This is a genomic window from Methanomethylovorans hollandica DSM 15978 (genome assembly GCF_000328665.1).
GTDB lineage: Archaea > Halobacteriota > Methanosarcinia > Methanosarcinales > Methanosarcinaceae > Methanomethylovorans > Methanomethylovorans hollandica.
Window position 1 is genome coordinate 1,748,014 of the sequence record NC_019977.1, and the last position, 25,043, is coordinate 1,773,056.

Consider the following 25,043-nt stretch of genomic DNA (forward strand, 5'->3'; position numbering starts at 1 on the left):
GGCAATTAATGACCAATCAATGTCCTGAGTAGGATATTATTGTTAGAATCAAGGATCCACAATAAGCTTAGCAGAGGCTAAGGATTCTGGCACGTAAATATTTTACAGTATTCTCATGATCTGTCATGAGCGGATATGGATTCCATGTATGCAGGAATGTTGCACAGAGCTGCATACAACTATCATCGAATCCTTTTTGGTCTTTTCCTTCTAATGCTATTGAAAGGATATTATGGTAAAGTTTGAAATCGTCTTTATCTGCCACAGCAGAGTGCATTTCAGCAAGAGCATTGCTATCATAGATGTGAGAATTGAAACTTTCGGATAAATAGGCCAGTGACTCATCCAGTATGCTGAAAAGACTGAAGTATTTGTTAAGAACAAAAAGGTTCTCTTGCATCTGAGACATCTCTGGAAGAACAAGGAGCAATGCCTGAAGAGCATCCATGACTGCATCCCTTATGGCTGCTTCAAGCTCATGGTCTTTTCCCAAAAAGAAAAGAGACCTATCATCTTCAGTAAGAGGAAAAAGCACTACATCAATGAGTTCCAGATATAAAGATGCCAGTTCCTCAGGCTGCATGTAATTGCCCTGCAGGAAATACCAGTTCCTTATCACAGGTAAGAAGTATTTCTCATGGTTGAGGAAATGTGTGAACTCATGCTGTGCATAAGAACAGAGATCATCCCAGCTATCCTTTCCCATAAGTACAAGTCGAATACTCTTATGTGAATCATAATATAGTCCATCAGCAGGATACAGCTTGTCAAAGTCCTCATCTATCTGTTGTAACCTGAAGGAATCGAATCTTTGAAGTCCTTCAAGTAATCCTATCTCGTCCTTCGTACATTTGCCAGCCAGTTTCTTTAGAATAAGATTTCCCATTAGAAGTGGCTTCAGTTCCCCAATACAGGAAATATCCCGTTGCAACTGAAGAAGTTTTTCTTTGTATACCACATGCTCATCCTCTGCAAGCCTCTGTACTTCAAGCCGGACCTGCAGCAGAAAATCTTCATGGGTCCATCGTCGATATTGTGCTAAAAGGTCCGATATCATTTCATCCAGAAGCATAGTAACCTCTGAGTTAGCAATATCGAAGGTTGCAGCCCGTATAATTAATATAGGTCGCATCTTTGCGTCTTGAAGCTGCAACTGCTTCCTGAAATCCAGTTCATTTCTCTGTAAGAGCATATATTCGCGATATTCATGAGCGTAATATGTGAAGGGTGTAGCATTACTAAAAAAAGTAGCTGTTCTGTTAAGTGCCAAAACTATTGTGTTAATAGAGCGCCGACATAAAGAAACCGTCTTCCGCCGTGCATCAGCTTTGGGAACATGAGCCTTTTTGCTGCCCATCCCAAAGAGCCTCTGCAGCATATGCACCCTGATTATCACCTTCCATGCTGAAATTATTGATCAGAAACAGATGATCAGCAGTGAATCAAATATAAGCCTCAATTCTTAGTTTTCTTTTTTTCCAGTGTTTTGTTGAATGTTTCCCTGCCGGAGAGCTCTCCCATCGTGTAGAACGTCTGCACCTCGGCTCCGAAATTACCGATGATATCCTCCATACGCCTGAAACTCTCTTTAATCTTTTCCGCAGTCATACCATGGTCAACAGATGTATCTGTTTCAAAAAATGCGGCTACTATACCATCTATCATACCCTTCGGATGCCATTCATGCGGAGCTTTGGGAAGCGTGGCCGTAGATTGCTGATACAGAGCAAGTGCATCATTTAACAGGCCTTCTCCAAAAAGGCACAGGAGCATTCCTGATATTGCCTGCAGGTCCGATGGGTTGTCTTCCCGCAGTTTGCGGTAGATCACAGCGGCATCTGCAAAGCTTCCATTTATGGCAAGTATCATTGCCTTGGCATGCAGTGCCTGAAGATCGGCTGGTGAGAGCTTCAGAACCTTATCCAGATATTGGAGCGCTTCCTTATATCTTCCCACAAGCTCCATGATCATGCCCATTTGCATTGATCTTATCTTTTCATCACTGATCTGCAACAGTACAGCTTCAGCAAAACCTATGCCCCTTTCAGTGAACCCCGTTTGATGGTACGCAATCACCACGCGCACCATTCCCTCAAGGGAGGGAACTTGCCTGAATTTTTCCTTCAGGCTTTCAATATTATCAGCAATACTCTGCTTTTGATCCATAATATCCACCATTGATACATGTGCATGATAGAAACTAAAACCTTTCTAATTACCTGAAAGGATCAGCTTTTTAAAATATTCGTACAAAGCAGGATGGTCATGTAACACAAGGTCAGCCAGGCTCAATCTTGAAGGAGGCACATATGTAGGTAGGCCCACACAGAAAAGTCCTGCCTTTTTGGCAGATTCCACACCCATAGGTGCGTTTTCCACTACTATACATTCGTCTTTCCTTACGCCAAGCAATTCCACTGCTTTAAGATAGGGGTCAGGATATGGTTTGCCATAATGGACGTCTTCACCACATACAAAGGTATCGAAAACATCCGGGAAGAAGTCTTCCATGATGGAGTTGACCGTATATCTATCGGAACCTGTAACCACAGCAAGGGAATAATGCCGTTTGAGATCGCTGAGACACTCGGCTATACCTGCAAAAGGTGTGATACTTGCATTTGCACTGAAGAATTCCACTTTCTTGCGCTTGATCTCTTCATATAAATGGGGCTCTACCTGCCTGCCGGCTTTTTCGAATAGCCACTGTATACCCAGTATGTGGTTCGCACCTTCTATCTCATAGATATCTTCCCTGGATACATCGGCACCCACTTCTTTTGAAACCGCTATCCAGGCATCAGCATGGGAAGGCATGGAGTCCACCAGCACCCCATCCATATCAAAAATGATGGATCTGAGCATGTTGACAGAACCTGCTTCAACACGGATAAAACTTGTGTACGGACTTAGAGGATCTCCAAAAGCACGCGTATCCAATATTCCATTTATCGATACCAGTAATTATAAACCATAATCCTACATTAATTAGTACAACAACGAATCAAATATGGGTTTGGTGCTATGCTTAAAAAATGCAGTCTGTCAGAGGAATTACCTGTTGAAGAGTATCTTATTGAGAAGGAGCCATATTATGTGCCTGTGGGAAATGAAATAGAGATCTTCATGTCAGCCTACCGGAATAAGTTGCCAGTTAACCTTAAAGGTCCTACTGGTTCAGGAAAAACCCGTTTTATGGAATTCATGGCCTACAAACTAAAGCGTCCCCTGGTAACCGTAGCCTGTCATGAAGATTTGACAGCTACTGATCTTGTGGGAAGGTTCCTGATAAAAGGCGATTCCGTTGAGTGGAGCGATGGCCCTCTTACAAAAGCTGTCAGACATGGTGCCATCTGTTATCTTGACGAGGTCGTGGAAGCCCGTAAGGATACGATAGTTGTTATCCACCCTCTTACTGATGACCGCCGTATCATGCCCATAGATAAACTGGGTGTGATCCTCAAAGCTCCTTCTGAATTCATGTTAAGTATCTCCTATAATCCGGGTTATCAGAGCGTTGTAAAAGATCTCAAGCAAAGCACACGTCAAAGGTTCGTGGCTATAGATTTCGATTATCCCCCTGCAGAGCTTGAAATGAAGATAGTTGCCCATGAAAGCGGAGTCAATGAGGAAATGGCTCGCTATCTTGTAGATATCGGTCACAGGATCAGGAACTTCAAACAACACGGCCTAGAAGAAGGTGTAAGCACCCGGCTACTCATCTATGCCGGGAAACTCATAAAAGATGGCATAGATCCAAAAGAAGCATGTCGTATAGCTATGGTTAGACCTATCACTGATAACACCGACCTGCAAAAGAGCATTGATGAGATAATCTCCACCATCATGGAGTGAGGGAGAGAAATGCCAGAAGCAGGCGGAAAAACTCTTTCCCCGGAAGAACTTACTGATATTGTCAGATCATATTTCCCTAATCTAGACTCAGATGATTTTTCCTCTGTAGTGGAGCCTTTAAAGAAGATCTCTGTCCAGGATCTGAAGTTCATATTGAACTGTGGGAAATTTACATTCGTTAAAGGCCGCAGAGTTATTAGATCTTATCTGAAGGCAGCACCTCAGGTGTACCGTTTGCTTCCTCAAGATGGCTTTAGAAACTGGATCCTGCTCGCACAAAAAGCATCATTTTTGAGTATTTCGTGTATCGAAGGTTTCTTTGATGCGTCGGGTATGATCACTGAAAAGGGTGGTCTGCCTCTTTTGCACCGGTGGACAGAACTGGGAATCTCCATAGCAGGTCGGGACAAAGGGCTTGCTATATCGTATTTTACCAATACTGCCAAAGTTGTGTCATCCAGACCTTTTGAACATTTTGAAGAACTGGTATCTATTGGAAGCAATTTCTCAGATTCCAATATAAGAGTATCTGAGGCATATTTCAAACATCTGGCCGACCTTTTATCTCTGATGTCCACTGATGAATTTCATAAATTTGTGGATATAATTGAAAATATCAGAGAAAAGGACTGGAGGACCGTAATAGAGATAATGAACAGTTCCAGAGAAACATTCAGCCCCATTGAACCGCATCGAAGGTATTTGATACTCAATGCACTCAATTCCATTCTCAGGTTCGGTGCACCCCTGATCCCTGCACTGTTCAACCGCTCACCTCGTACTATGGCCAACCTGGATGACAAAGACTTCAAAAAATGGTTCTCTGCGGCAGAGAAAATAGCTGAGCTCAATACTGATATGGCTACATCCTTTGTGAATAGGAGTCCGAACATCCTTGGTTTTACAGATGTTGACGAAGTAAAGGAGTGGACAGATAGAAGCATAGTTCTTTTATCCAGGGACAGGCAGGCTGCAAAGGCATTCATGGAATATAGTTTCAAGGGTCTTGAAAAACATATGAAAAACACAGACCACGAAAAAAGAGCATTTATATTAGATGTGGGTGCTGAGCTTGCTCTGGTGAATCCGGAATGTGTAGAAAATTTCTTCAAATATGCTCCGGAAGTGCTGCATCTCTTTACTCATCAGAATTTCAGGGAATGGCTGACCATTGGAAAAGCGATAGCAAAGCAAAGTTCCAATCTTGGTGCAGGTTATTGCAGACATTCAACGCTTGCTTTTAAAATGATTCCTCCTGCTTACCATGGAGAAATATTTTCCACAGCCCGCATATTGCTGGAAGTAGATTGGCTGCTTGCAGGAATTTTCTTTGAAAGTCTTCCGGAAGTAGTGGAAAAGATAGACCCTGCACAGATCAGAAAATGGGCAGGTATCGGCCTGAAGGTACACGAAAAAGATAAAAAGATAGCAGTTGATTACTTTGCTTTCTCTCCGCCCCTGCTGGCAGATCTGGACGTAAGGGAACTTGAAGAGTGGGCACTCAAAGGTATCAGTGTTTTTGAAGAAAGTCCCATAAAGGGCAGGCCTTATTTTTCCCTTAAGTCAAAAAGTTCGACGGATACCATCGAAGATCTTAAAGGCGGTATAGCCCTGAAAAAGGTGGTGAATATACTCAAGTACTATGCAATTGGCCTTTCAGGTGTAGACTTCAGCATCCGGTCAAAGCATGTCCTGCCGTTGGCAGAAGGTCTTGATTTCATGAATCCCATAATTGCAGGTAATGTCATCTATCTGGAACCCAAGATCAAGAAATATAGTGATGTTGAGGATAATTTCAATATATATAAGCTAAGCGTGATGCATGAAGTGGGACATGTGCAATTCAGCACCACTGAAGTATCTGTTGAAAAAGCATATTCTATACTGAAAAAAATGGGATTTGAGTTTAGCAGCGCTGTGGAAACAGTGAGCATAACCAGTCTTTTTTCTGCATTTCAAGATCATCTTCTGGCCATTGATCTTATGGGTATCATAGAGGATGCAAGAATAGAATATATGATATTTACTTCCTACAGAGGACTGCGGGAGAATTTCAGACATATCAGAACTCAGCTTTTACAGGCAAGACCTATCCCGGAAACTGAGATGGAGAGGTTTATGGAAGCGCTGATGTGGCTTTCCACCGGAAATGAACCGTCCTTCCGGATGGAAGAAAAGATGAGGCAAGGTATAAACATTTGCAGAGATCTGCTCCATAAAGTACTTCATCCGGATTCCTCTACTCTGGATTCCATGGAAGCAGTATTTGAGATCTATACTTTGCTCAAGGAGCTTTATGGTCCTCTGACTGATCTGCAATACACACCAATTAAAAATCTTGAGTACAGGGGTGTGGGCATTTCTGCTTTGACCGAGGACGAGCCTGCTTCTGCTGACCCGTACGAGCACATGCTTGCAAGGTTCGTGCCCCAATGTGAGGAAAGCAGGGAAGAGGAGAAAAAAGAAGAAAAACCGGATGAGATGTTCCAGGAACAAAACTATGCTATTCCAAATGACTGGAGTTTGCGCGGGAGCTTCATATACGATGAGTGGGACACTGTGATCAATGACTACAAGTCCGGCTGGTGTGTGGTAAAAGAAATAGAGCCTTCTGGTGACTCGGGAGAATATTTTGAAGATGCTATAAAACGCTATGGAAATGAGATAGCACTTATCCGGCGTATATTCAGCACAATGAAACCTGAGTCTTTCCACAAGTTAAAAGGGCAGACAGATGGCACGGAGATAGATATAGATGCGCTCATAGAAGCCCTCATGGAGAAAAGATGCGGTGCGGATCTGGATGATCGTTTTTATCTGAGATGGGATAAAAGAGAAAGAGATGTGGCTACTCTTTTCCTTGTAGATGTAAGTGCCTCCACCTCCAAAAAACTGGACATAGGAGGTCAGAGTATAATAGATGTGGAAAAAGATTCTGTGATAATAATGAGCCAGGCGCTTGAGAGTATTGGAGATAAATACGCCATCTACGCTTTCTCCGGACATACCCGCAATGATGTGGAATATTACATAATAAAAGAATTCAATGAGGAACTTACCGATACTGTGGCCAACAGGATCAGTCTCCTGGAACCTGTAGCCAACACTCGTCTCGGACCTGTGATCAGACATTCCATCACAAAGTTGGAACAGGTACAGGCAAGTACGAAGATGATAGTGCTCCTCTCAGATGGAGAGCCCTATGACACCTGTCATGGAGAAGGAGCATATGAAGGACGCTTGGCAGAAGAGGATACAAGGGTAGCCATCCAGGAAGGACATGCCAGGAACATACATTTCTTCTGTATAACTGTAGATAAAGATCCGGGAAACTATCTGGACACTATCTTCTCAAATGTAGGTTACACGATAATAGACGATGCGCAGGTGCTTCCTGCAAGGCTTCCGGCATTATATAAGAGGCTCACTACGTAAGCATAAACTAGCATCGAGTTCATCAATTTTTTCTAAGAAACAAATATAAAGTAGTTCAGGTAAGCCTGTCTGCAGGTACATTCCTTTGACAGTATGTGTAATCTTCGGCACCCTCTTGTTCCATTACTTGTACCAGACAAATTACATTGTCGTATGCTTTGGAGGTTTCCTGTAAACTGAAAGTTGCTGCAAATGTGTGCAGCAGTTTAAGAGTATCAAGGAGTTCTGAGGATTCTATGAGAACCATGGATCTATCACCATTGCATTATAATTTGGGGTTATCCTGCTTCTGTCAGCCTATAGCGATCCAAGGAAGCAGGAGGATATACCGACCCTCCTTTTACTATGGATACAGGCACCCAGCTAGGATGTCTAAGTAGTGAATCAAATAACACTATGATATATAACAAAACCTTGCAATAATTTGCAATACCTATGATACTCTTCAGCCCATATATGATATTAAGACCTGAATGTAATTTTACAATGAGGTGTGAACTCTGTATATAAGACGTGAGATTATGTTAATGATGATCTGATAAAAGGGATAACTATCATCAGATTAATTTTTAAGCAAAGGTGTGCTTATTAGTGATATACAAGAATGAAATATATATAAGGAGTACAATATGATCGGCTACCTTGCAGGAACACTTACAACTCTTGCTTTTGCACCTCAACTTTTTAAAGCTTTGAAGACGAAGTCCACAAAAGATATCTCATTATTGATGCTTTTGTGTTCTACAACAGGTATGACATTATGGTTGTACCATGGACTGCTGATCAAAGATATTGCTTTGATATCGGCAAACTCTATTTCTATAGCTCTGTCTTCAACTCTGCTTATGTATAAACTTAAGAAAGATTATCTGGAATTGAATAAAGACTCTGCATTGACCAATGATACTACGATCCGAATGTAGAACAGGAACTTAAAAAATGAAGTGGCTGTACAGATAAATGTACATCACTTCCATTAAAATAAATCAATAAAAGTATTTAGTATCTTCTTGGTGGTCTGTGCTTCTGGTAGCATTCCCTGCAGTATACAGGCCTGTCACCGGATGGCACGAATGGCACTTCCGTTTCCTGTCCGCAGTCAGCACAGGTTGCTTTATGCATCTCTCTTGGACCGCTTGGTCTGAATCCACCGCTTCCGCCGGATCTGAATCCGCCACTTCCGCCACTTCCGCCGGACCTAAATCCGCCACTTCCGCCACTTCCGCCTCTTGAACCGCCGCTTCCGCCAGACCTGAATCCGCCACTTCCGCCTCTTCTATCGTTGTTCATATTTGATGTCCTTTGTTGTTTTATTTTATTAGTTGTCTCATAATTTGAGACTGAGAATTTGTGTATGACTTGGTAGATCAGGTTTAAATCCTTGCTTTTGCAAAAACCACAAACCTGGGGATACACATTACTGTACGTCTTATAACACCTTTTAAAAAGGCATTGGAAACAGCGTCAGTTGAGACCGAATAATTTACCTTGATCAATACAACCCATTCTCTGCATTCAGTCAATTAACCTAAAAGAAGCAAACAGAAACGGTATTATCCTTTTCTTTACTCGCCAACTAAGCTAACTGCAATTGTCATACTGGCATTTTTAATATATATACTTTTTGCCGTCATGAAAAATCACAGCTTAACCCGGCATCATGCCTTAGCTGTCTATTAATCACCGATCGATTTAATCAGATTTTATTTAATAATCTATTAGTTAATCATCTATTATTTGCAGCTCTCTTTCTTCTCCTTCGGAATTGAAACATTTCCAGCTTTGAAGATCAAAGGGGTATCCTGCGATTATATGATAGTTCCCTGTCTTTCCAAACATCTGTATATCTGCATTGGATGGCCTGACAATTCCCCTGGGATGACTGTGCACGGAACCGACCGTAGAAATATTAGGCATCATGAACAGATGCAGCAAGGCACTGCTTTCTCCTGATTCTGTTCCCGGCAGGATCAGCACTTCGCTAATAATACCGTCTTCCGCCTGAAGCAAACCGGCAAATTCATTAGGGTAAGATGATCTGCTGACCTCTAAGATAAATCTGAGGGTATTTCTTGCAATACCTTTTATTTTTTTCATGGAAAAAGATGAAGAACTAAATGTATATAGTTATTTAGGGTAAACCTCATGCATGCAATGAAGCAACCATGGATCCCAAAAAGCTCCAGCCATAAAGTCCCACAAGGATATTATTTACGGTAAGCACAATGCCAAGTATAGCTACTGAAGACTTGAGTCCTTCTTTTAAGTAGGGGACGACCTCATGTATGCAATTATTCAGCACGTAAAAGTTGATTACCAGCAAGACTACAAACAATAATTTAAGCAGTAACAAACCATATATCCCATTATTGGTTATAAAAGAACTAAGAAGTATATTGCCTTCCTGTCCGTTAGGCAGAGCATATGCAGTGCTCAGCCAATCACCTATTACATAGAAGAGAATAATGATGCGGATTTCCCAGAGAATACTTCTAAGGGATGAATTAGTCTGCATTATTGTACCACCTAGTTGCATCAAAGATTATTTTGGATAAATACTTATCTATATTTTACTGAATAATATAGAATACAAGACATATATATACCAGAATCAAAGAAAGAAAAAAAGAAGAATAAGAAAAAATAGGAGGAAATTAATTGAGAATTGTTATCACAGGAAAGTCAGATCACCCCGTGGTAATTGAAAAGTGAATAATACGCAAGCACTGCTATGGCCATTGTTATCAGCACCATGACGATCTGCGTCATTTCTGTTTCGTGTCCGTAATGTTCTATCATGTTTGATCATGATAGAATAGCAATCCATGTTATTTAAAGTTATCTCCTAAATATAACGATTAATAATTGCCATTAACTTATATGTAGATTGCTGGCGCTATTCATCTGCCCATAACACAATAAACAAGACCCTCTAATCCATATATCGGCAGATTTTTAGTCCTTCCACAGCATAGATAGATATGTAATATGAATGGAGTGATCACAGTGCAAGAAACAATTACACCTTTTATGGAACTATTGTCAAAGGATAGATTTTCAGCTTATTGCAATATGGAAGTGCTTGAGGTCAGTCCAGGATACGCAAAAGCTCGTATGCTTATAGCAGATGAGCATCTGAATGCTTTTGGCACTGTGCACGGTGGAGCGATATTCACTCTTGCAGATCTGGCATTCGGTAGTGCATCAAATGCTCATGGCCGGGTGTCAGTGGCGATAAATTGTTCAATAGCTTTTGTGAAAGCTGCCAAAAAAGGATATCTGACCGCGGAGGCAAGGGAAGTATCAATAGGTCACAAACTGGCTACCTATGTAATTACTGTAACAGATGAGGAGAATGAAATTATAGCAAGCTTTCAGGGTACTGTGTACAGAAAAAATGAAACAATAGAAGGCCTGATAGCTTAATCTGGCCTTATATCAGGACCATAAAAGACGATACATGTGGTTTTCCTTCACGATACATACCTACGGAACCACCCGAATCGTCCTTATTTCAATTCCCGGGGTTGTTTCTTATCAGGAAGCACCGGAAGCTGCATGGTATTTACCAGTATAGGACTATCCACTTCTTTGGCACGTTCAAGTAACAGCTCTTTACCTTTTTGTGTTAATGCGAACAGAGGCACTGCCGTCCCTACCTGTGCTATTGGCTTTATGATCTCTCGCAGGTTCCTGGACGCACATGCTGTTACAATATCAGTATATTTCAGCAGCTCAGAAGCGTGTTCTTTTGTCAGGCCCGTAGTATGGGCAGCTATAATACAAACATCCAAACCTTGTGCACTCTCTATCTCCCTTAACTTCGAAGCTGTCAGAGCATCGATAACAGAAACAGCTACCTTCTTGTAACCAATTTGTGCAGCCTTTTGAAGACCTTGAACCGGATCGATGCTTGCATGCTGCGGATCAAGTACTATGCCATTCCTTTGTTCAATGCCTGCTATGACCTCAGGGATCGGTTCGGTCTCCACAAGCCCGGAGATCCTTGCCCCCATACCCTGCACAAGTCTTGGATTAGCAGTAATGACAGTTCCTGCACCATCACATACAGTGACCGTTGCATCGAGCATGCCTCTGTTAAGACCAGTCATCATCACTTCAGAAGCCCCAAAACCTACGAAGACATCCATGTCAAGTTTTCTTTGCGGAGTGAACAGACCAAAGTCCCGGATACGGAACTCCATGTTCTTCCTAATTTCTTCAGAGTTGATATGTTTTATACCCCTGGCCTTTTCAAAGAGTGGACACCAGTCTAACTGTGGTTCTCCTACTTCTGTGACCTTGCCATCCTTTACAACTACCCGTGCCATCCCAAGGATTTCCATTACATGCACCATTATATCACCTTATTTGCTTTCGATTTGAATACTGGAACTAAAGATCAAAGAGCGTTACGCCTGTCAATGACCTTCTTAGACTTACCTTCCGTACGGGGTATGGAACCTTTTTCAGCCAGTTCCACATTCGTACGTATGTTCAGAACGCTTTGAAGCTCATCTTCCACGTGTTTTTGCAGTTCGGCCAAATCACGCAGCTCGCCTGTAAAAGCGTTTTCCGTAATTTCCACTTTTACAGTGATCTCATCCAGCATCTTTTTATTCCTGTCCAGGATGACCTGAAAATGCTCTGTTATCTCCGGGATCTTCACAACTACGTCCTCTATCTGTGAGGGGAAGACATTGATGCCTCTGACGATGAGCATATCATCAGCTCTGCCCAGCAATCTTGAGATCCGCACAGTTGTCCGCCCACATGAACATTCGCTTTCCAGCAAACGTGTGATGTCTCCGGTCCTGTATCTGACAATTGGGAATGCCTCTTTGGTAAGAGATGTCAGCACCAGTTCTCCTTTTTCTCCTTCAGATACCTGCTCTCCATTTTCGTCAAGCACTTCCACAAAGAAATGATCGCTCCAAAGGTGCAATCCATCCTGCTCCTCACACTCAAAAGCCACACCCGGACCCATGACCTCGGATAGCCCATAGGAATCATATGCTTTGATGTTCAGTATTTTTTCAAGCTGTTTTCGCGTGTTCGATGACCAAGGTTCTGCACCGAAACATCCTACGCGCAGGGATAATTTATCAACTATATCCATCTCCCTGGCAGTCTCAGCTAGATAAAGGGCATAAGAAGGAGTACAATGCAATGCCGTTACTCCAAAATCTATCATCATCTCAAGCTGGCGTGTGGTACTACCCGTGCCGCTTGGAACGATCATGGCACCTATCTTTTCCACACCGTAATGGAACCCAAGCCCGCCAGTAAAAAGACCATAGTTCACTGCATTCTGGAATACATCGTCCTTGCCAAGACCTACCATTGTCAGATTGCGGGCCAAAAGATCCGACCAGGTTTCCAGATCATTTTTAGTATAGCCCACAACAGTGGGTTTACCACTTGTACCGGAAGAAGCGTGGATCCTCACTACCTCGCTCTTCGGTACTGCAAAAAGGCCAAAAGGATAGTTATCCCGCAGATCAGCTTTATAGGTGAAAGGCAGATTTTTCAGATCATCCAGAGATCGGATATCTTCCGGCCTTATACCGGCCTCTTTGAACCTGCGGGCATAGAAAGGAACATTGTTATAAGTTGCAGCCACTGTTTTTTTTAACCGAGTTAGCTGTAATTCCTTGAGTTCTGCATGACCCATGGTCTCATATTTTGGCTGCCAGTATTTCATGTAACTATCTCCTAATGTTCATTCCTCATGGGTTTGAACACTTATATTATTTACTGCAATTTCCACTTTCGATATCAGTAAATAATAATCAAGAAACAGTTATTTGTTAAAAAGGAAACGCTTTGGGCATTCCCTTCCGCACCATGTACGTACCACTTCAGGACATGTACAGAATTCCCTTTTTTGTGCCATAATACTTACATGTGTGTACACAGTATTATTATATTAAAAATAGGATAATATGTACAAACACGAAAAACGGTTACTTAGGTCAATCTTTCTTATTTTGACGGTGTTGTCCATAACAAATATTTCTCCAGTACCCGGCGGCTGGAACCAGACTATCACCGATATGGATGTTACATATGAGGTTTCACCAGACGGAAAGAACATACATGTACTCAGACAGGTCACGTTTGAAAACCGGGATGAGGACACCAGGTTCTGGAGGGGATACTATTCAAGCTTCAATTATTACTTCCCTCAAAATGCAAGCAACATCTGTGCCTATGAGAAAGAGAGCAGTGATAACCTTACCTGGAGTCTTAGCTCCTATGGATACTACACTTTCTGCCTGAATAAAAAAGTATGGTATGGAGATTCCTATGCTTTTTACGTTGCATATGATCTTCCACGTAACAGCAACACTGTAGTGTTCAACATAGTGGAATATGGTAACAGGACAAAGGTAGTACTGCGAATACCCCAATACTATGAAACTGATATCGAAAGAAAGGATTATCATATGCTTGAACAGAAAGAATTCACTGAATTCGTATTCCAAAAAGGTACTACCTGGAAGAATCCATGTCAGGTAACCTGTGTGAATCACACGGATATGTATGAGATCAAAGGTGTTGCCCATCTAAGTGAAAAAGAAGTGGGAATAACTGTCAGGTTCTGGGAAGGTGAAGATGCCTGGGGAGCTCATGTTCTGGATGCGACCGTGAAAAATCTGCTGTTGCTTGAAAATGTCACTGGGTTCTCATATCCCCCACAATATAATGTCACTATAATACAGGCAAGCGTGGAAGATACTCAAGGCTACGGCGGCTTTAATAAGGGAAGTAAAGGCATTTATCTTCTCCATACTTCCAGCGATGCCATCCTGATACATGAGCTTGCTCATTATTGGACGCAAGAATGCAGTTTTTCACACATCTGGATGGATGAGGGGCATGCAGACCTGTATACGTATCTCGTTCTGACAAAAACAAACCCAGATGTTGCTGTAAAAAGGAAAGATAGGACTTTAGAAACGTATCAAAAGCTTGAAAGAAAGTATGACATATCCCTGTCTGCATGGGAAACTGCCGATAGCTTTGATTCAACTAATAAAGATGCCATCCTGTTCGGCTATAGTAAAGCTTTCACTGTGATCTATTTGATGTACGAGGAACTGGGATCAGATACAATGCAGACTGGCTGGCAATGCTTAAGCGAGCTTGACCATGAGGTTGATGAGCAATGTTTCATCCAGGTTATGCAAGAAGCATCTGATAAGGATCTGTCATATATTGAAGAATTCCTGTGAAAACTCGGACAATTAGAAAGAAACTGGCATTGAAAGATATACCATAAAGATCCAGTTTCTTTCATTATTTATCTTTTATTTTATCTGCCATCTGTTCTTTCAGTTTTCACTTATATAGTATTTTATTAACACATCATTTTCTTTATTTCTCAATTATTTTTACTTATTCTAGCTTAAAGTAATATCTAAGTTCATCCATATGATGTCAGGAGTGAGATAATGGCTGATATTCCGGATAAAGAAGATACTGATCTGCTGATCACGGATTGGGAAAGGAAGCAATTTCTTGCAGCATTACACAACCGCCTTTTCTGGGTGGGAGAAAAAATACCTTATTTTGTTGAAATGGAAGGTAAAAAATGCAAGCTGCATGACAGGGTCTGGGAACTGATCAACAAGGAAACAATATCAGATGATGAAAAACAGGAGATTGAAGAATGTATTCAACTGTTAAAGAAAAAGGAACTCATAGATGAACTGGAGCTGGAAACTAAAGAAATGACCCGGGAAGAAGCAAAAGGACTGTTCGATGAAACTGCCGGGTTGTTACGTGCAATAATGGACCTTCGGGAGATCGAGGAAGGCATCTCAAAAGAAAAAGAAAAAAAATTCCATGAAATGTTTTCAACACAACGCACTGAAGAGATACGCAGATGGTTGAATTTCTTAAAGGATGCCGGAAAGGTATGAGCTCCAATCTGGTTGATTCATATGAGAAATCAGCAAATTGGTATAAATTATTGTATGTGAGATACAAATCTTTTGTTGAATTACCTTAGACGCTCTTGACAAAGTGTCCTTAGACGAGGAAGACCCTGAATGGTATGCCTGGTTCTCAGGACCGGATCAAGAAATGTGAATCAAGAAATGGATAATTTCATTTGATCGATACCATTGATAATTATAGAGGTGCTTATCACCATTACCACTATATTCATTCCATTGACCTCTCTTAGGGGCGTATGCGGATGAACTTTCAATATATTTAAGAAATTACATGGAAAAGGGGATATCCGTTCCTCTGATTCATCACGAGAACAATAGATTTCCATGCTCTTCTATTTCCGAAAGAAGAAATAGTTATAAACTATAAAATACTTCTTTTATATTATTTTATAGGAATTATTATGCTCGGCTCATATAGATCTCCTTTTAACATGGAAATAGAAGGCGTTTCCTTATCAGTGGAAAAACATGAAGATTCTCTCATATATCGCAGATGGGGAAATCTGGGAAGCACAGAAAGATTACTGTTGAAGGGTCCATGTAATTTCTTACTCAATCCCATTGAACCGGTCAATATGCCTAAAAGGCTCACTCATTTTTTACTGGTGAACTTTAAACAGACGTTGATAATTGAACCGGGCACCACAAAGAAAGTTTACATCACTTTCCCTATAGAACTGGGAGTTTTCGTATCCCAGGGAAGAGAGGACTTTGAGATTATAGATATCTTTTCTTTTGCACGGTTAAAGTACACTCTGTACGGTGCTCCAAGTAATGGGATCATCTGCAGGTACTGGGAAAGTGATGCATCCCTTTCTCCTCCGGACACGGATCCCTGGCATACGGGTTACATAGACCTGAGGATTGTGAATGATACTGAACACATGACAGAGATCAGCAAGTCTTTGTTCAACGCCTATGCTATGAAGATCTACTATGAAGAAAATAAAGTTGTAATGAAAGCGGTCATGAAGGTCCAAAGCCGAAAATTAGCGGAAACGGAGTTCATTCACTGTCCTGGAAAAGGCAGGTTCAAAAAGGCCATGGAACTCTACGTATCATCGAAACTAAGGGTAAGCGGCAGCAAATGCGTTATGGAGTACGGACTATGAACATCACGCTGCATGATGCTGTATCAGTTTCATTATCCGACTATTCCATTCTCTTTTTAAGGATCACTTTTGTAGCTGCAATCGTGGTCATATCTATGATCACTGGAAAAATACTGTATATATACCTCATGAGGAGGCTGCAGGACAAAATGGACAGGAAACAACTGAGCATGCTGCTCAAACTTATGCGCTATAGTTTCATTTTCCTTGTCACTGTCTTTTTCATACTCCCGTTCATGGGAGTAGAGCTTTCAAGCCTGCTGGTTGCCGGAGGGGTGCTGGGTATCATTCTGGGTATTGCAGGCCAGAGCATTGTTGCGAATCTGATCTCAGGAATCTTCCTGACCCTTGAAAGACCTATTAAGATAGGAGACCAGGTGAACATAGATAATAATGCAGGAGTTGTTGAAGACATAACTTTTGTTTCCACCATCATCAGAACCTTTGATGGACTGTATGTGCGCGTGCCCAACGATAAGGTCTTTCTCAATAACATCACCAATTTCGCTGCCAATGTAGCAAGAAGATTTGAGTATTCCATAAGGATAACATATGAAAGTGATGCTGACGAAGCCATTGGGATAATCAAAGGCATAATAGATGATGACCCAATAGCTTTTAAAAATCCGACTCCTACGGTCTTTGTGGATAAGCTGGAAGATAACGGAGTCAATATCTTCGTAAGGATTTGGGCCCCATCCACTGAATGGTATTCTGTCAAAACCAGACTGTTGTGGATAATTAAAAAGTCACTTGAAGAGAATGGCATCAGGATAGCTCTGCCACAGCGCACTCTCTGGTTCGCCAACAGAATACCGGCAAATGAGATAGAAAGTTCAGAGAACGATTGTTCTATTTTTTCACATTATTGATGACAATTAAGCATACTTTTTTAGATTATAGAAATGGAAATAGAGATGTCTTATATGGTTATAATAACGTGAGTATTCATTTTTTTTTGTTTATTGCAGTCTGCGATCTTCTCTGGACTTACTATCGGCTTGTTCGGTCTGAGCAGACTTCGGCTTGAAGTAGAAGCTGAACTTAATAACTCATTTGCTGTGAAGTTATTTTTCTAAAACATATTTCCATATTATCCGGTCATTCTCAGTGGATAAAATGTAATAAAATGTATATACTCTTAAGATAATACTATTTTTGAAGATAGTAAATATTGAAGGAGAGATAAATATATGAAAATTAAGATATTCATAGTTACTCTGCTTTGCCTGGGCCTGTTATCCACTACGGCCCTGGCAGCAAATAATTCAACAGGTAACAGGATATGGGATGCTGCCCAGGAGCCCGCGCTGGAATACACCTGGTCACCCCTTAGTTATTCGGGTTTCTATTATGACCTGGACTCAGGCGAAGGCTCTGAAACGCTGACTGTTAAACTGGACAGCTATTCGGACAGGTCTATTGAAGAGAATGACCTGACATATTCCACAAGACCGATAGAAACTGGTTTTGAGCGTAGTGAATGGGGTTCTTTCCAGATAATCGGTTTCATGGCAGAACGATACTTTGCGGGGTATTCTGGTAATACGGACTTTACAAGAGATGTCAGTCTGATAGCTGATGGGCAGCTTGCAAAGGTCCTCATAAATGAGGATGACGAAAAATCATTGTTCACAGGTTCATCACTGATCCTGGAAGAAGGATATGTGCTGGACATAACAGAGATCGATCTTAATGGTAACAAAGTGTTCGTCACCCTGAAGAAAAATGGCGTGCAGGTAGATAGCACCGTCATAGCCTCTAATCAGGATTACATTTATAAGACGAGAGTAGGTTCCACAGACGATTTCCCCCTTATAGTCGTGCATCTCGAGAACATATTCAGAGGAACTGAAACCAATGCAGTGTTTGTAAGGGGTGTCTTCCAGGTCTCTGACGAGTATATATCTGTACAGGGCAGTGACAACTATGGGAGAATGAGAGTAAGGACAGTGAGCGATGCACAGATCACAATGTCAAATCCCGATGTCATAAACCTAAACGCAGGCAAGACCATTAACATAATGGGAAAACTGAATTTTGTTGTTGCCGACGATAGAGTTCTGCGTTTTGCCCCTGTTGTAGACATGACAGAGCCGGGAACATACGAGTTGCGTGGTACAGTTGCAGACGGACCTTTTAACTGGACCGCACTGAATTTTGAAGGTTTCTACTACAACATTGATGAAGGCATAGGTACGGAATCACTGAAAGCAACAGCCTTGAGAGGACGGACAATACCTACTGGCAACCTCGTATATTCCACAACAGCTCAGCAGGTCAGCTTTGACCACAGTGCCTGGGGAAAGTTCGAAGTGATAGGCTTCCTTGCACATAAGTACTTTGCAGGCTATCCGGACAATGCATTCACCAGTTCTGTAAGCATGGTCTCCCAAGGTCAGCTTTCCAAAGTGCTTATAGATAACGATGATAAGAAATCGGCCTCTCCTGGATCATCTCTGGTACTCGAGGAAGGATATGTGCTTGATGTGGTTGAAGTAGACCTTAATGGTAACAGGGTGCTTGTCTCACTCACACAGAATGGCCAGGAAGTAGACACTGGTATCCTTTCATCCAACACAGACTATGTATACAAAACTGATATTGGCTCCTCTGATGATGTACCCCAGATAGTCGTCCATTTCGATCAGATATTCCAGGGACGTGAATTCGATGCTATCTTTGTACAGGGTATTTTCCAGGTATCCGAGGACTACATTACCCTTGAGGGTTCTGACAGGTTTGGCAGAATGGAGGTTTCCGGCATCTCTGAAAACGGTATAACTCTCAGGAACAGGAATTCCATCTCACTAACCAAAGACACTGTGATCTCTGTAATGGATGACATCTCAATAAAAGTGGCAGATTCGGACACTTTGAGATACTATCCGTTTGTGCTGACCACAACATCCTCAACCCAACAATTGTCCATAGAAATGCCTGAAACGATCATAGCAGGAACAGCAGTGGACATAAAAGTGACTTCCCAGGGTGCAGCTGTGGAAGGTGCGGTCGTGAAGCTCAACAACGTGCAGAGAGGAACTACATCTAACGAAGGTATACTTTCTGTGACCTTGGGCGAGACCGGAACTTTCAAAGTGACTGCGGAAAAGGAAGGTTCTGTCACTGGTGCTCTGGATGTTGAGGTAATATCTGCAGATGATGCCACAAGAAAAATGGAAATAGAGATCAATCCAGAAACCGTGTTCGCAGGAGATGGGATAACAATATCTGTAAAGAAGGCCATCGGTGGCGAACCTGTGAGAGGGGGAGCACTGTTCTATGATGGTACCGCCATAGGTAACACTTCTGCAGAGGGTATGCTCACATACACACCAAGGGATGCAGGTATACACAAGATCAGAGTTGAAGCGGATGATCTGCTTCCGGCAGAGATTACCTTTGAGGTCGAAGCTGCAGAAAACATGTTCACATATTCTGATCTGATCATTGAGCCGGCTTCAGTGGAACAGGGCAAGGAAGCGACCGTCAGTGTCAATGTCGCCAATACTGGCACCTCTGCAGGCGAGGTAAGAGTGGAACTGTTGGTGAACAATAATGTAACGGACGCACAGAACGTCTCTCTTACAGCAGGTGAAGAAAAGACTGTGAAGTTCACTGCAACCGCAGACCAGCCTGGTACCGTCGATGTGCAGATAGGCAACCAGCAGGGCTCATTTGACGTAACGCAGAAGACTCCTTTTGTGGGAATAGTTGCAGCAATAGCCATAGTGGCAATGGTTGCTGTATTCAGGAACCGCAGAAACAAAGAATAAGTTAGTGAGTGAGGATAATACAATCCTCACTTTCTCTTTTTTTTACTGATCGTTTAATTTATGATTTCCAAATTTTTTCTCACACCAAATTTAATTATTTCATCTATGAGCAACAATGCAATGGCAAAGGGAACTGCCAAGAGTATATACTTTATAGAAATCGGCGCTGTGTTGAAGACAGTATTGACCAGAGGATTGAAAATGATTAAACCAAGTATGATTAGTTCACTGGCTATTCCGAGAAGTACCATTCTGTTTCCGAAAAAGCCTCTTGTAAGCACAGACTGCCGTCTTGTACGGGATGTAAAGACATTAGCTATCTGACAGATGATAACAGCAGCAAAGAAAGCTGTGATTGCCTGCATATAAAGCGGATCTGTAAACGGCAAAGCCTGCCCAAAGCTCCAGCCACCATCCCGCAGCACAGCAAAGTAACAGAAAAATCCGGCTGCTGCTTCAATAGGACCTTTGATACCATAGGATGTAAATAGTACCTGGCGTGTTAGCAGTTTCTCATCCTTTGACCTTGGTGGACGATGCATAATGTCACCTTCCCCCCTTTCTACTGCCAGGGCAAGTGCAGGTAGTATATCCGTACCCAGATCAATAGCCAGTATCAGCTGCACATTCATGGGCAGTGGCAGCGCTAATAACACAAAGGCAATAAAAGGCAATATTTCAGGTACGTTGCTTGTAAGTATGTAGGCAATGAACTTCTTGATGTTATCAAACACAGTCCGTCCTTCTTCCACCGCATTGACTATGGTCGCAAAATTATCATCCAGTAACACCATGTCCGCTGCTTCCTTTGCCACATCCGTGCCACTGCCCATGGCCACTCCCATGTCGGCAGTTTTCATAGCAGGTGCGTCATTGACACCATCACCTGTCATAGTAACGATTTCACCGGCAGCCTTGAAAGCCTGAACTATCTTGAGCTTTTGCATGGGCGATGTTCTGGCAAAGACAATCTTTGGAGCTTTGAGCCTCTCAGCCAGTTCCTGAGTGGACAGTTCAGCGAGTTCAGAGCCGATAATGATTTCAAGCTTTTCATTATCGTCACAGAGACCTACCTGATGGGCTATAGACCTGGCAGTGATCGGATGATCACCGGTGATCATGACCACTTTTATCCCTGCCATGTGACATTTGTGGATCGCCTCTTTTGCTTCAGGGCGGGGTGGGTCCACTGCACCTACAAGCCCCAGGAAAACAAATCCATTTTCACATTCCTGCAAATCTTCGACTTTCCTGAAGGCCAGAGCAAGCACTCTTTCACCTGCTTCTGCCATGGCAATGTGCTCATCCATGATCATCTCAGTACTCTTTCCATCAAGAGGCAGAGTACCATCCACTGTGAGTAGCTGGCTACACATATTCATGACAACTTCAGGCGCACCTTTCAGGTAAGATTCCATTGTTCCTTCCAGGGTGGAACAAATGACCTGCATTCTCTCTTTCTTTGAGTCAAATGGATATTCCTGTAGCCGCGGATAGGCGTGCTTCAGTTTTTCGAGATCAGTGAACTGATTAGCGTACACTAACAGAGATCCTTCAGTAGGATCTCCCTTATATCCGGGAGGGTCCTCTATGATCCTTGAATTGTTGCACAGGCCAGCAACCCTTATTAGAGGTTCGGAGGGTCTTTGTTTTTCTTTGACATTCAGATAGCCTTCTCCTGTAAAGACAGAGTTTACAGCCATCTTGTTCTGGGTAAGCGTACCGGTCTTATCGGTGCATATCACAGTGGTGGAACCCAGGGTCTCCACGGATTCTAGCTGTTTTATAAGTGCATTTTTTTTTGCCATTCTTCTGGAAGCAAGGCTCAGGGCGAGAGTGACTGTGGGCAGCAAGCCTTCCGGAACATTTGCCACAATTATACCTATAGCAAAAATGAGGTTCAGCAAGAATGTATCCTGCACGAAGGACCCTATTAAAAAGAAAGATATACCCAAAAAAATAGCGATCGAAGAGATCAACTTGATAAAACTGTTAAGTTCTTTTCTTAAGGGTGTTTCAACCGATGAAGTACGTTTGGTAAGGATAGCCAGACGACCTATCTGAGTATTTGCTCCTGTGCCGAAAATGATAGCTTTACCGTTCCCGGTCTGCACAAGTGTGCCGGAGAATACCATATTCCTGCATTCAAGTATGTTGGGGTGGGTACACTCCAGAGAACGCAACTGGGGTTCAGCCTCTCCGGTTATGGGTGAATTATCTACCTTTAGGGAATTCACCTCTATGAGCCTGCCATCGGCAGGGACCTTGTCGCCTTCTTCAAGTAAGATCACATCCCCGGTAACTATGTCTGAGGCAAGTATTTCTGTAATTTCACCGTTTCTGAGAACCCTGGCTTTCGGAGGTATCAACTGGCGAAAGCTCTCCATTATCTTCTCTGCCTGGAATTCCTGAATGAACGTGAAGGTACTATTAAGGATCACTACAGCAAGCAGTGCTATGCCAATATAGAGGTTCCCCTGGCCGGGAGAAAGCCACTCTGCAATAAAAGCAAGTAATGAACCGACTGTAAGCAAAATTGAAAAGAAATTCCAGAACTGTTTCAGGTACTTGTACAGTAAACTTTCCTTTCCGGTATCTTCGAGCACATTTGCTCCGTATTCTGTCAGCCTTTTGAGAGCTTCATCCTGCCTCAGTCCTGCATCACTGCTTTTCAAACGTGTGAACAGTTCATCAAAAGAAACCTGATGCTCATCACCATTTATCTGTACAGCATTGCCGCCGGTTCTTGCATCCATCTTAAATAATTATTGATCGATTCGTACTTAAAAGATATGCCCTCAGACCGAAGATAGAGCAGTATATACGCTCCAAATACCTGTTGTCACAAAGTTCACAGCCAATGCTGCAAGGAAAAGTCCCATGATCCTTGTGAATACCAGCATGCCGTTATACCCTATATATTTATAGATACGCCTGGAGAACAGGTATATCACCAGACACACTGCAAACGTGATCAATATACTTAGTATCACCATGGACTTCTGCACCATGAGATCGGTGCTTCCCATGAGCACGATCACTGTGGTGATAGTTCCCGGACCTGTTAGCAGGGGCAATGCAATCGGGAAGATCCAGATATCGGACCGGTCCTGCGATTCACTTATCTCGTTCTCAGTGATACTTTCCCGGGATACTTTTGCGAACATCATGTCCATTGCCACATGGAACAACAGTATGCCACCGGCAATGCGTAGCGAGTCGACGTTAATGCCGAAGAGGTCCAGCATCATCTCACCGGTAATGGCAAAGAAGAGAGCTATGACACAGGCAAGGAATACCGCTTTTTTTGCAATGGTATTCTTCTCTGCAAAGGTCATGTGACTGGTAAGGGATATAAAGGTCACAACTCCGCTGATGGGGTTAACTATCACGAAAACGGAAATTAGGGAATAGGTGAGAAAGGCCAGGTTATCCATTCATGATCCACATTAAACGTTGTTTTTCAGAGTAGTAGATTCTGCAAGAATCATGCTTTTAATTGCCACTGAACAGTTAAAAGCCTTATTATCAAAAAAGGTTAAAAGAAGCCAAAGGTGATCATTCTTCCTTTGAAAGGGCTTCTTTTACTATCTTCATCGCACAGAGATCACCACACATGGAACATGCATCACTGCCTGTCACACGGCTTTCCCTGATACTGCGAGCACGTTCTCCGTCAATGGCCAGTCTGTACTGTTCTTCCCAGTCAAGCCTATGGCGTGCGTGTGACATCCTATCGTCCAACGCACGTGCTCTTTCCCGTTGTCCTTCTTTTGCAATGTCTGCAGCATGTGCTGCGATCTTAGTTACGATCGTACCTTCTCGTATATCACTTACCGTAGGTAATGCCAGGTGTTCCGAAGGCGTGGTCATACACAAGAAGTCTGCGCCATACATGCCTGCGAGAGTTCCGCCGATAGCACCGGTTATGTGGTCATATCCCGGAGCTATATCGGTCACCAGAGGACCCAGAAGATAGACAGGAGCATCAAGGCACAGGCTCTTCATGGTCTTTACACAAGTCTCGATCTCATTCACAGGCACATGTCCCGGACCTTCCACAAAGGATTGCACGTTCGCAGTACGTGCCCTTTTCACAAGCTCGCCCAGAGTGACGATCTCAGTAAACATTGCGCCATCAGATGCATCGTGGATACAACCCGGCCTCATGCCATCCCCAAGGCTCACAGCCATATCATGCTCATAGGCTATTTCGAGGAGATAGTCGTATTCGGTGTAGAAAGGGTTGTCTTCCTGATTATGCAACATCCATGCAAGAGTGAACGCACCACCACGGCTGACAACTTCGGTGATCCTATCGCCTTTTTTGATCCGTCCGAGAGAATCAAGGTTCACACCAGCATGCACCGTGACAAAATCCACTCCATCCATGGCATGTTTCCTGACAGCATTGAACATGTCATCGGAGGTCATGTCCACAACCGCTTGCCGGGATGCTGCTGCCTGATATATAGGTACGGAGCCTATGGGGATATGAACAGCTTTCATGATCATGGACCGGATACTATCCAGATCTCCGCCTGTGGAAAGGTCCATCAGCGCATCGGCACCGAACTTTTCGGCAGTGCGCGCTTTTTCAATCTCTTCCTCTATATTGATGTAGTCTCTGGACGTACCTATGTTGGCATTTATCTTAGTGCTCATGTACCTGCCAATGCCCACAGGCCTTGAATCCCTTGCAGGGTTATCGGGTATGGCAATGATGCCTTTTGCCACACAGGAGCGTACAAGGTCGGGATCAATACCTTCTTTTTTAGCTACTTCCTGTATCTGGGGAGCTATAATCCCCTTTTTTGCATCTTCCATGAGTGTCATTGATATTCTCGTATGAACACGAACATAAAAGCCTTTTGCTGTCCTTATATATCCTGTCTGACATA

The 25,043-nt window shown here is 42.7% G+C and carries 21 protein-coding genes; 9 read left to right on the forward strand and 12 right to left on the reverse strand.

Annotated features, from left to right (window positions below; genetic code table 11):
- Nucleotides 1–67 precede the first annotated feature (67 nt).
- From METHO_RS08460 to METHO_RS08470, 3 genes are all read right to left on the reverse strand, one after another.
- The gene (locus tag METHO_RS08460) at nucleotides 68–1,357 is read right to left on the reverse strand and encodes a hypothetical protein (RefSeq protein ID WP_015325114.1); all 1,290 of its coding nucleotides are present in this window, start codon (nucleotides 1,355–1,357) and stop codon (nucleotides 68–70) included.
- A gap of 98 nt (nucleotides 1,358–1,455) precedes the next feature.
- On the reverse strand, nucleotides 1,456–2,166 hold the full coding sequence (locus tag METHO_RS08465; protein WP_015325115.1) for a tetratricopeptide repeat protein: 711 nt from the start codon (nucleotides 2,164–2,166) through the stop codon (nucleotides 1,456–1,458).
- A 45-nt stretch (nucleotides 2,167–2,211) separates the two neighbouring features.
- Nucleotides 2,212–2,940, reverse strand: coding sequence for an HAD family hydrolase (locus METHO_RS08470; RefSeq protein ID WP_245546269.1), 729 nt, complete (start codon nucleotides 2,938–2,940; stop codon nucleotides 2,212–2,214).
- Nucleotides 2,941–3,024: 84 nt separating this feature from the next.
- Here METHO_RS08470 and METHO_RS08475 point away from each other — a divergent pair, with 84 nt between their 5' ends.
- Together METHO_RS08475 and METHO_RS08480 are read left to right on the forward strand one after the other, a co-directional pair.
- Nucleotides 3,025–3,855: a CbbQ/NirQ/NorQ/GpvN family protein gene (locus tag METHO_RS08475; RefSeq protein WP_015325117.1), complete on the forward strand. Its 831-nt coding sequence runs from the start codon at nucleotides 3,025–3,027 to the stop codon at nucleotides 3,853–3,855.
- Between the two features lie 9 nt (nucleotides 3,856–3,864).
- Nucleotides 3,865–7,290, forward strand: a complete 3,426-nt coding sequence (locus METHO_RS08480; protein WP_015325118.1) for a nitric oxide reductase activation protein NorD — start codon at nucleotides 3,865–3,867, stop codon at nucleotides 7,288–7,290.
- Between the two features lie 55 nt (nucleotides 7,291–7,345).
- Here METHO_RS08480 and METHO_RS08485 read toward each other — a convergent pair whose 3' ends face one another.
- A complete protein-coding gene (locus tag METHO_RS08485) occupies nucleotides 7,346–7,537 on the reverse strand; it encodes a hypothetical protein (protein ID WP_015325119.1) in 192 nt (63 codons plus the stop codon).
- 382 nt (nucleotides 7,538–7,919) lie between these two features.
- Here METHO_RS08485 and METHO_RS08490 point away from each other — a divergent pair, with 382 nt between their 5' ends.
- Nucleotides 7,920–8,213: a SemiSWEET family sugar transporter gene (locus METHO_RS08490; RefSeq protein WP_015325120.1), complete on the forward strand. Its 294-nt coding sequence runs from the start codon at nucleotides 7,920–7,922 to the stop codon at nucleotides 8,211–8,213.
- Nucleotides 8,214–8,289: 76 nt separating this feature from the next.
- Here METHO_RS08490 and METHO_RS14355 read toward each other — a convergent pair whose 3' ends face one another.
- From METHO_RS14355 to METHO_RS08505, 3 genes are all read right to left on the reverse strand, one after another.
- Nucleotides 8,290–8,580: a CxxC-x17-CxxC domain-containing protein gene (locus METHO_RS14355; RefSeq protein WP_015325121.1), complete on the reverse strand. Its 291-nt coding sequence runs from the start codon at nucleotides 8,578–8,580 to the stop codon at nucleotides 8,290–8,292.
- A gap of 432 nt (nucleotides 8,581–9,012) precedes the next feature.
- Nucleotides 9,013–9,387 (reverse strand): Mov34/MPN/PAD-1 family protein, encoded by a 375-nt coding sequence (locus METHO_RS08500; protein ID WP_015325122.1) that lies wholly within the window; start codon nucleotides 9,385–9,387, stop codon nucleotides 9,013–9,015.
- Between the two features lie 46 nt (nucleotides 9,388–9,433).
- Nucleotides 9,434–9,805: a DUF5658 family protein gene (locus METHO_RS08505; RefSeq protein ID WP_015325123.1), complete on the reverse strand. Its 372-nt coding sequence runs from the start codon at nucleotides 9,803–9,805 to the stop codon at nucleotides 9,434–9,436.
- 491 nt (nucleotides 9,806–10,296) lie between these two features.
- On the opposite strand from METHO_RS08505, the gene METHO_RS08510 reads away from it, so the two are divergent.
- Nucleotides 10,297–10,716, forward strand: coding sequence for a PaaI family thioesterase (locus METHO_RS08510; RefSeq protein WP_245546270.1), 420 nt, complete (start codon nucleotides 10,297–10,299; stop codon nucleotides 10,714–10,716).
- A gap of 83 nt (nucleotides 10,717–10,799) precedes the next feature.
- On the opposite strand, the gene METHO_RS08515 is transcribed toward METHO_RS08510, so the two are convergent.
- Together METHO_RS08515 and METHO_RS08520 are read right to left on the reverse strand one after the other, a co-directional pair.
- Nucleotides 10,800–11,648 carry a methanogenesis marker 8 protein gene (locus METHO_RS08515; RefSeq protein WP_015325125.1) on the reverse strand — a complete coding sequence of 283 codons (849 nt, stop codon included), beginning with the start codon at nucleotides 11,646–11,648 and terminating at the stop codon, nucleotides 10,800–10,802.
- A 44-nt stretch (nucleotides 11,649–11,692) separates the two neighbouring features.
- Entirely contained in the window at nucleotides 11,693–12,994 is a 1,302-nt protein-coding gene (locus tag METHO_RS08520) for a phenylacetate--CoA ligase family protein (RefSeq protein ID WP_015325126.1), read from the reverse strand.
- A 295-nt stretch (nucleotides 12,995–13,289) separates the two neighbouring features.
- Here METHO_RS08520 and METHO_RS08525 point away from each other — a divergent pair, with 295 nt between their 5' ends.
- The 5 genes from METHO_RS08525 to METHO_RS08545 all read left to right on the forward strand — a co-directional run bounded on the left by METHO_RS08525 (nucleotide 13,290) and on the right by METHO_RS08545 (nucleotide 20,142).
- Nucleotides 13,290–14,528: a hypothetical protein gene (locus METHO_RS08525; RefSeq protein ID WP_156811087.1), complete on the forward strand. Its 1,239-nt coding sequence runs from the start codon at nucleotides 13,290–13,292 to the stop codon at nucleotides 14,526–14,528.
- Between the two features lie 219 nt (nucleotides 14,529–14,747).
- A complete protein-coding gene (locus tag METHO_RS08530; protein ID WP_015325128.1) occupies nucleotides 14,748–15,218 on the forward strand; it encodes a DUF5788 family protein in 471 nt (156 codons plus the stop codon).
- Between the two features lie 437 nt (nucleotides 15,219–15,655).
- Nucleotides 15,656–16,366, forward strand: a complete 711-nt coding sequence (locus tag METHO_RS08535; RefSeq protein ID WP_015325129.1) for a DUF432 domain-containing protein — start codon at nucleotides 15,656–15,658, stop codon at nucleotides 16,364–16,366.
- Nucleotides 16,363–17,238, forward strand: a complete 876-nt coding sequence (locus METHO_RS08540) for a mechanosensitive ion channel family protein (protein ID WP_015325130.1) — start codon at nucleotides 16,363–16,365, stop codon at nucleotides 17,236–17,238. The genes METHO_RS08535 and METHO_RS08540 overlap by 4 nt, the downstream gene beginning before the upstream one ends.
- Before the next feature lie 321 nt (nucleotides 17,239–17,559).
- The gene (locus METHO_RS08545; RefSeq protein WP_015325131.1) at nucleotides 17,560–20,142 is read left to right on the forward strand and encodes an S-layer protein domain-containing protein; all 2,583 of its coding nucleotides are present in this window, start codon (nucleotides 17,560–17,562) and stop codon (nucleotides 20,140–20,142) included.
- A gap of 53 nt (nucleotides 20,143–20,195) precedes the next feature.
- Here the strand turns inward: METHO_RS08545 and METHO_RS08550 are convergent, their stop codons facing one another.
- The 3 genes from METHO_RS08550 to thiC form a co-directional block, all read right to left on the reverse strand.
- Nucleotides 20,196–22,898, reverse strand: a complete 2,703-nt coding sequence (locus tag METHO_RS08550) for a cation-translocating P-type ATPase (protein WP_015325132.1) — start codon at nucleotides 22,896–22,898, stop codon at nucleotides 20,196–20,198.
- Between the two features lie 42 nt (nucleotides 22,899–22,940).
- Complete coding sequence (locus tag METHO_RS08555) at nucleotides 22,941–23,579, reverse strand: MarC family protein (protein ID WP_015325133.1); 639 nt, start codon at nucleotides 23,577–23,579, stop codon at nucleotides 22,941–22,943.
- Between the two features lie 121 nt (nucleotides 23,580–23,700).
- Entirely contained in the window at nucleotides 23,701–24,978 is a 1,278-nt protein-coding gene (gene thiC, locus METHO_RS08560) for a phosphomethylpyrimidine synthase ThiC (RefSeq protein WP_015325134.1), read from the reverse strand.
- Nucleotides 24,979–25,043: the final 65 nt, after the last annotated feature.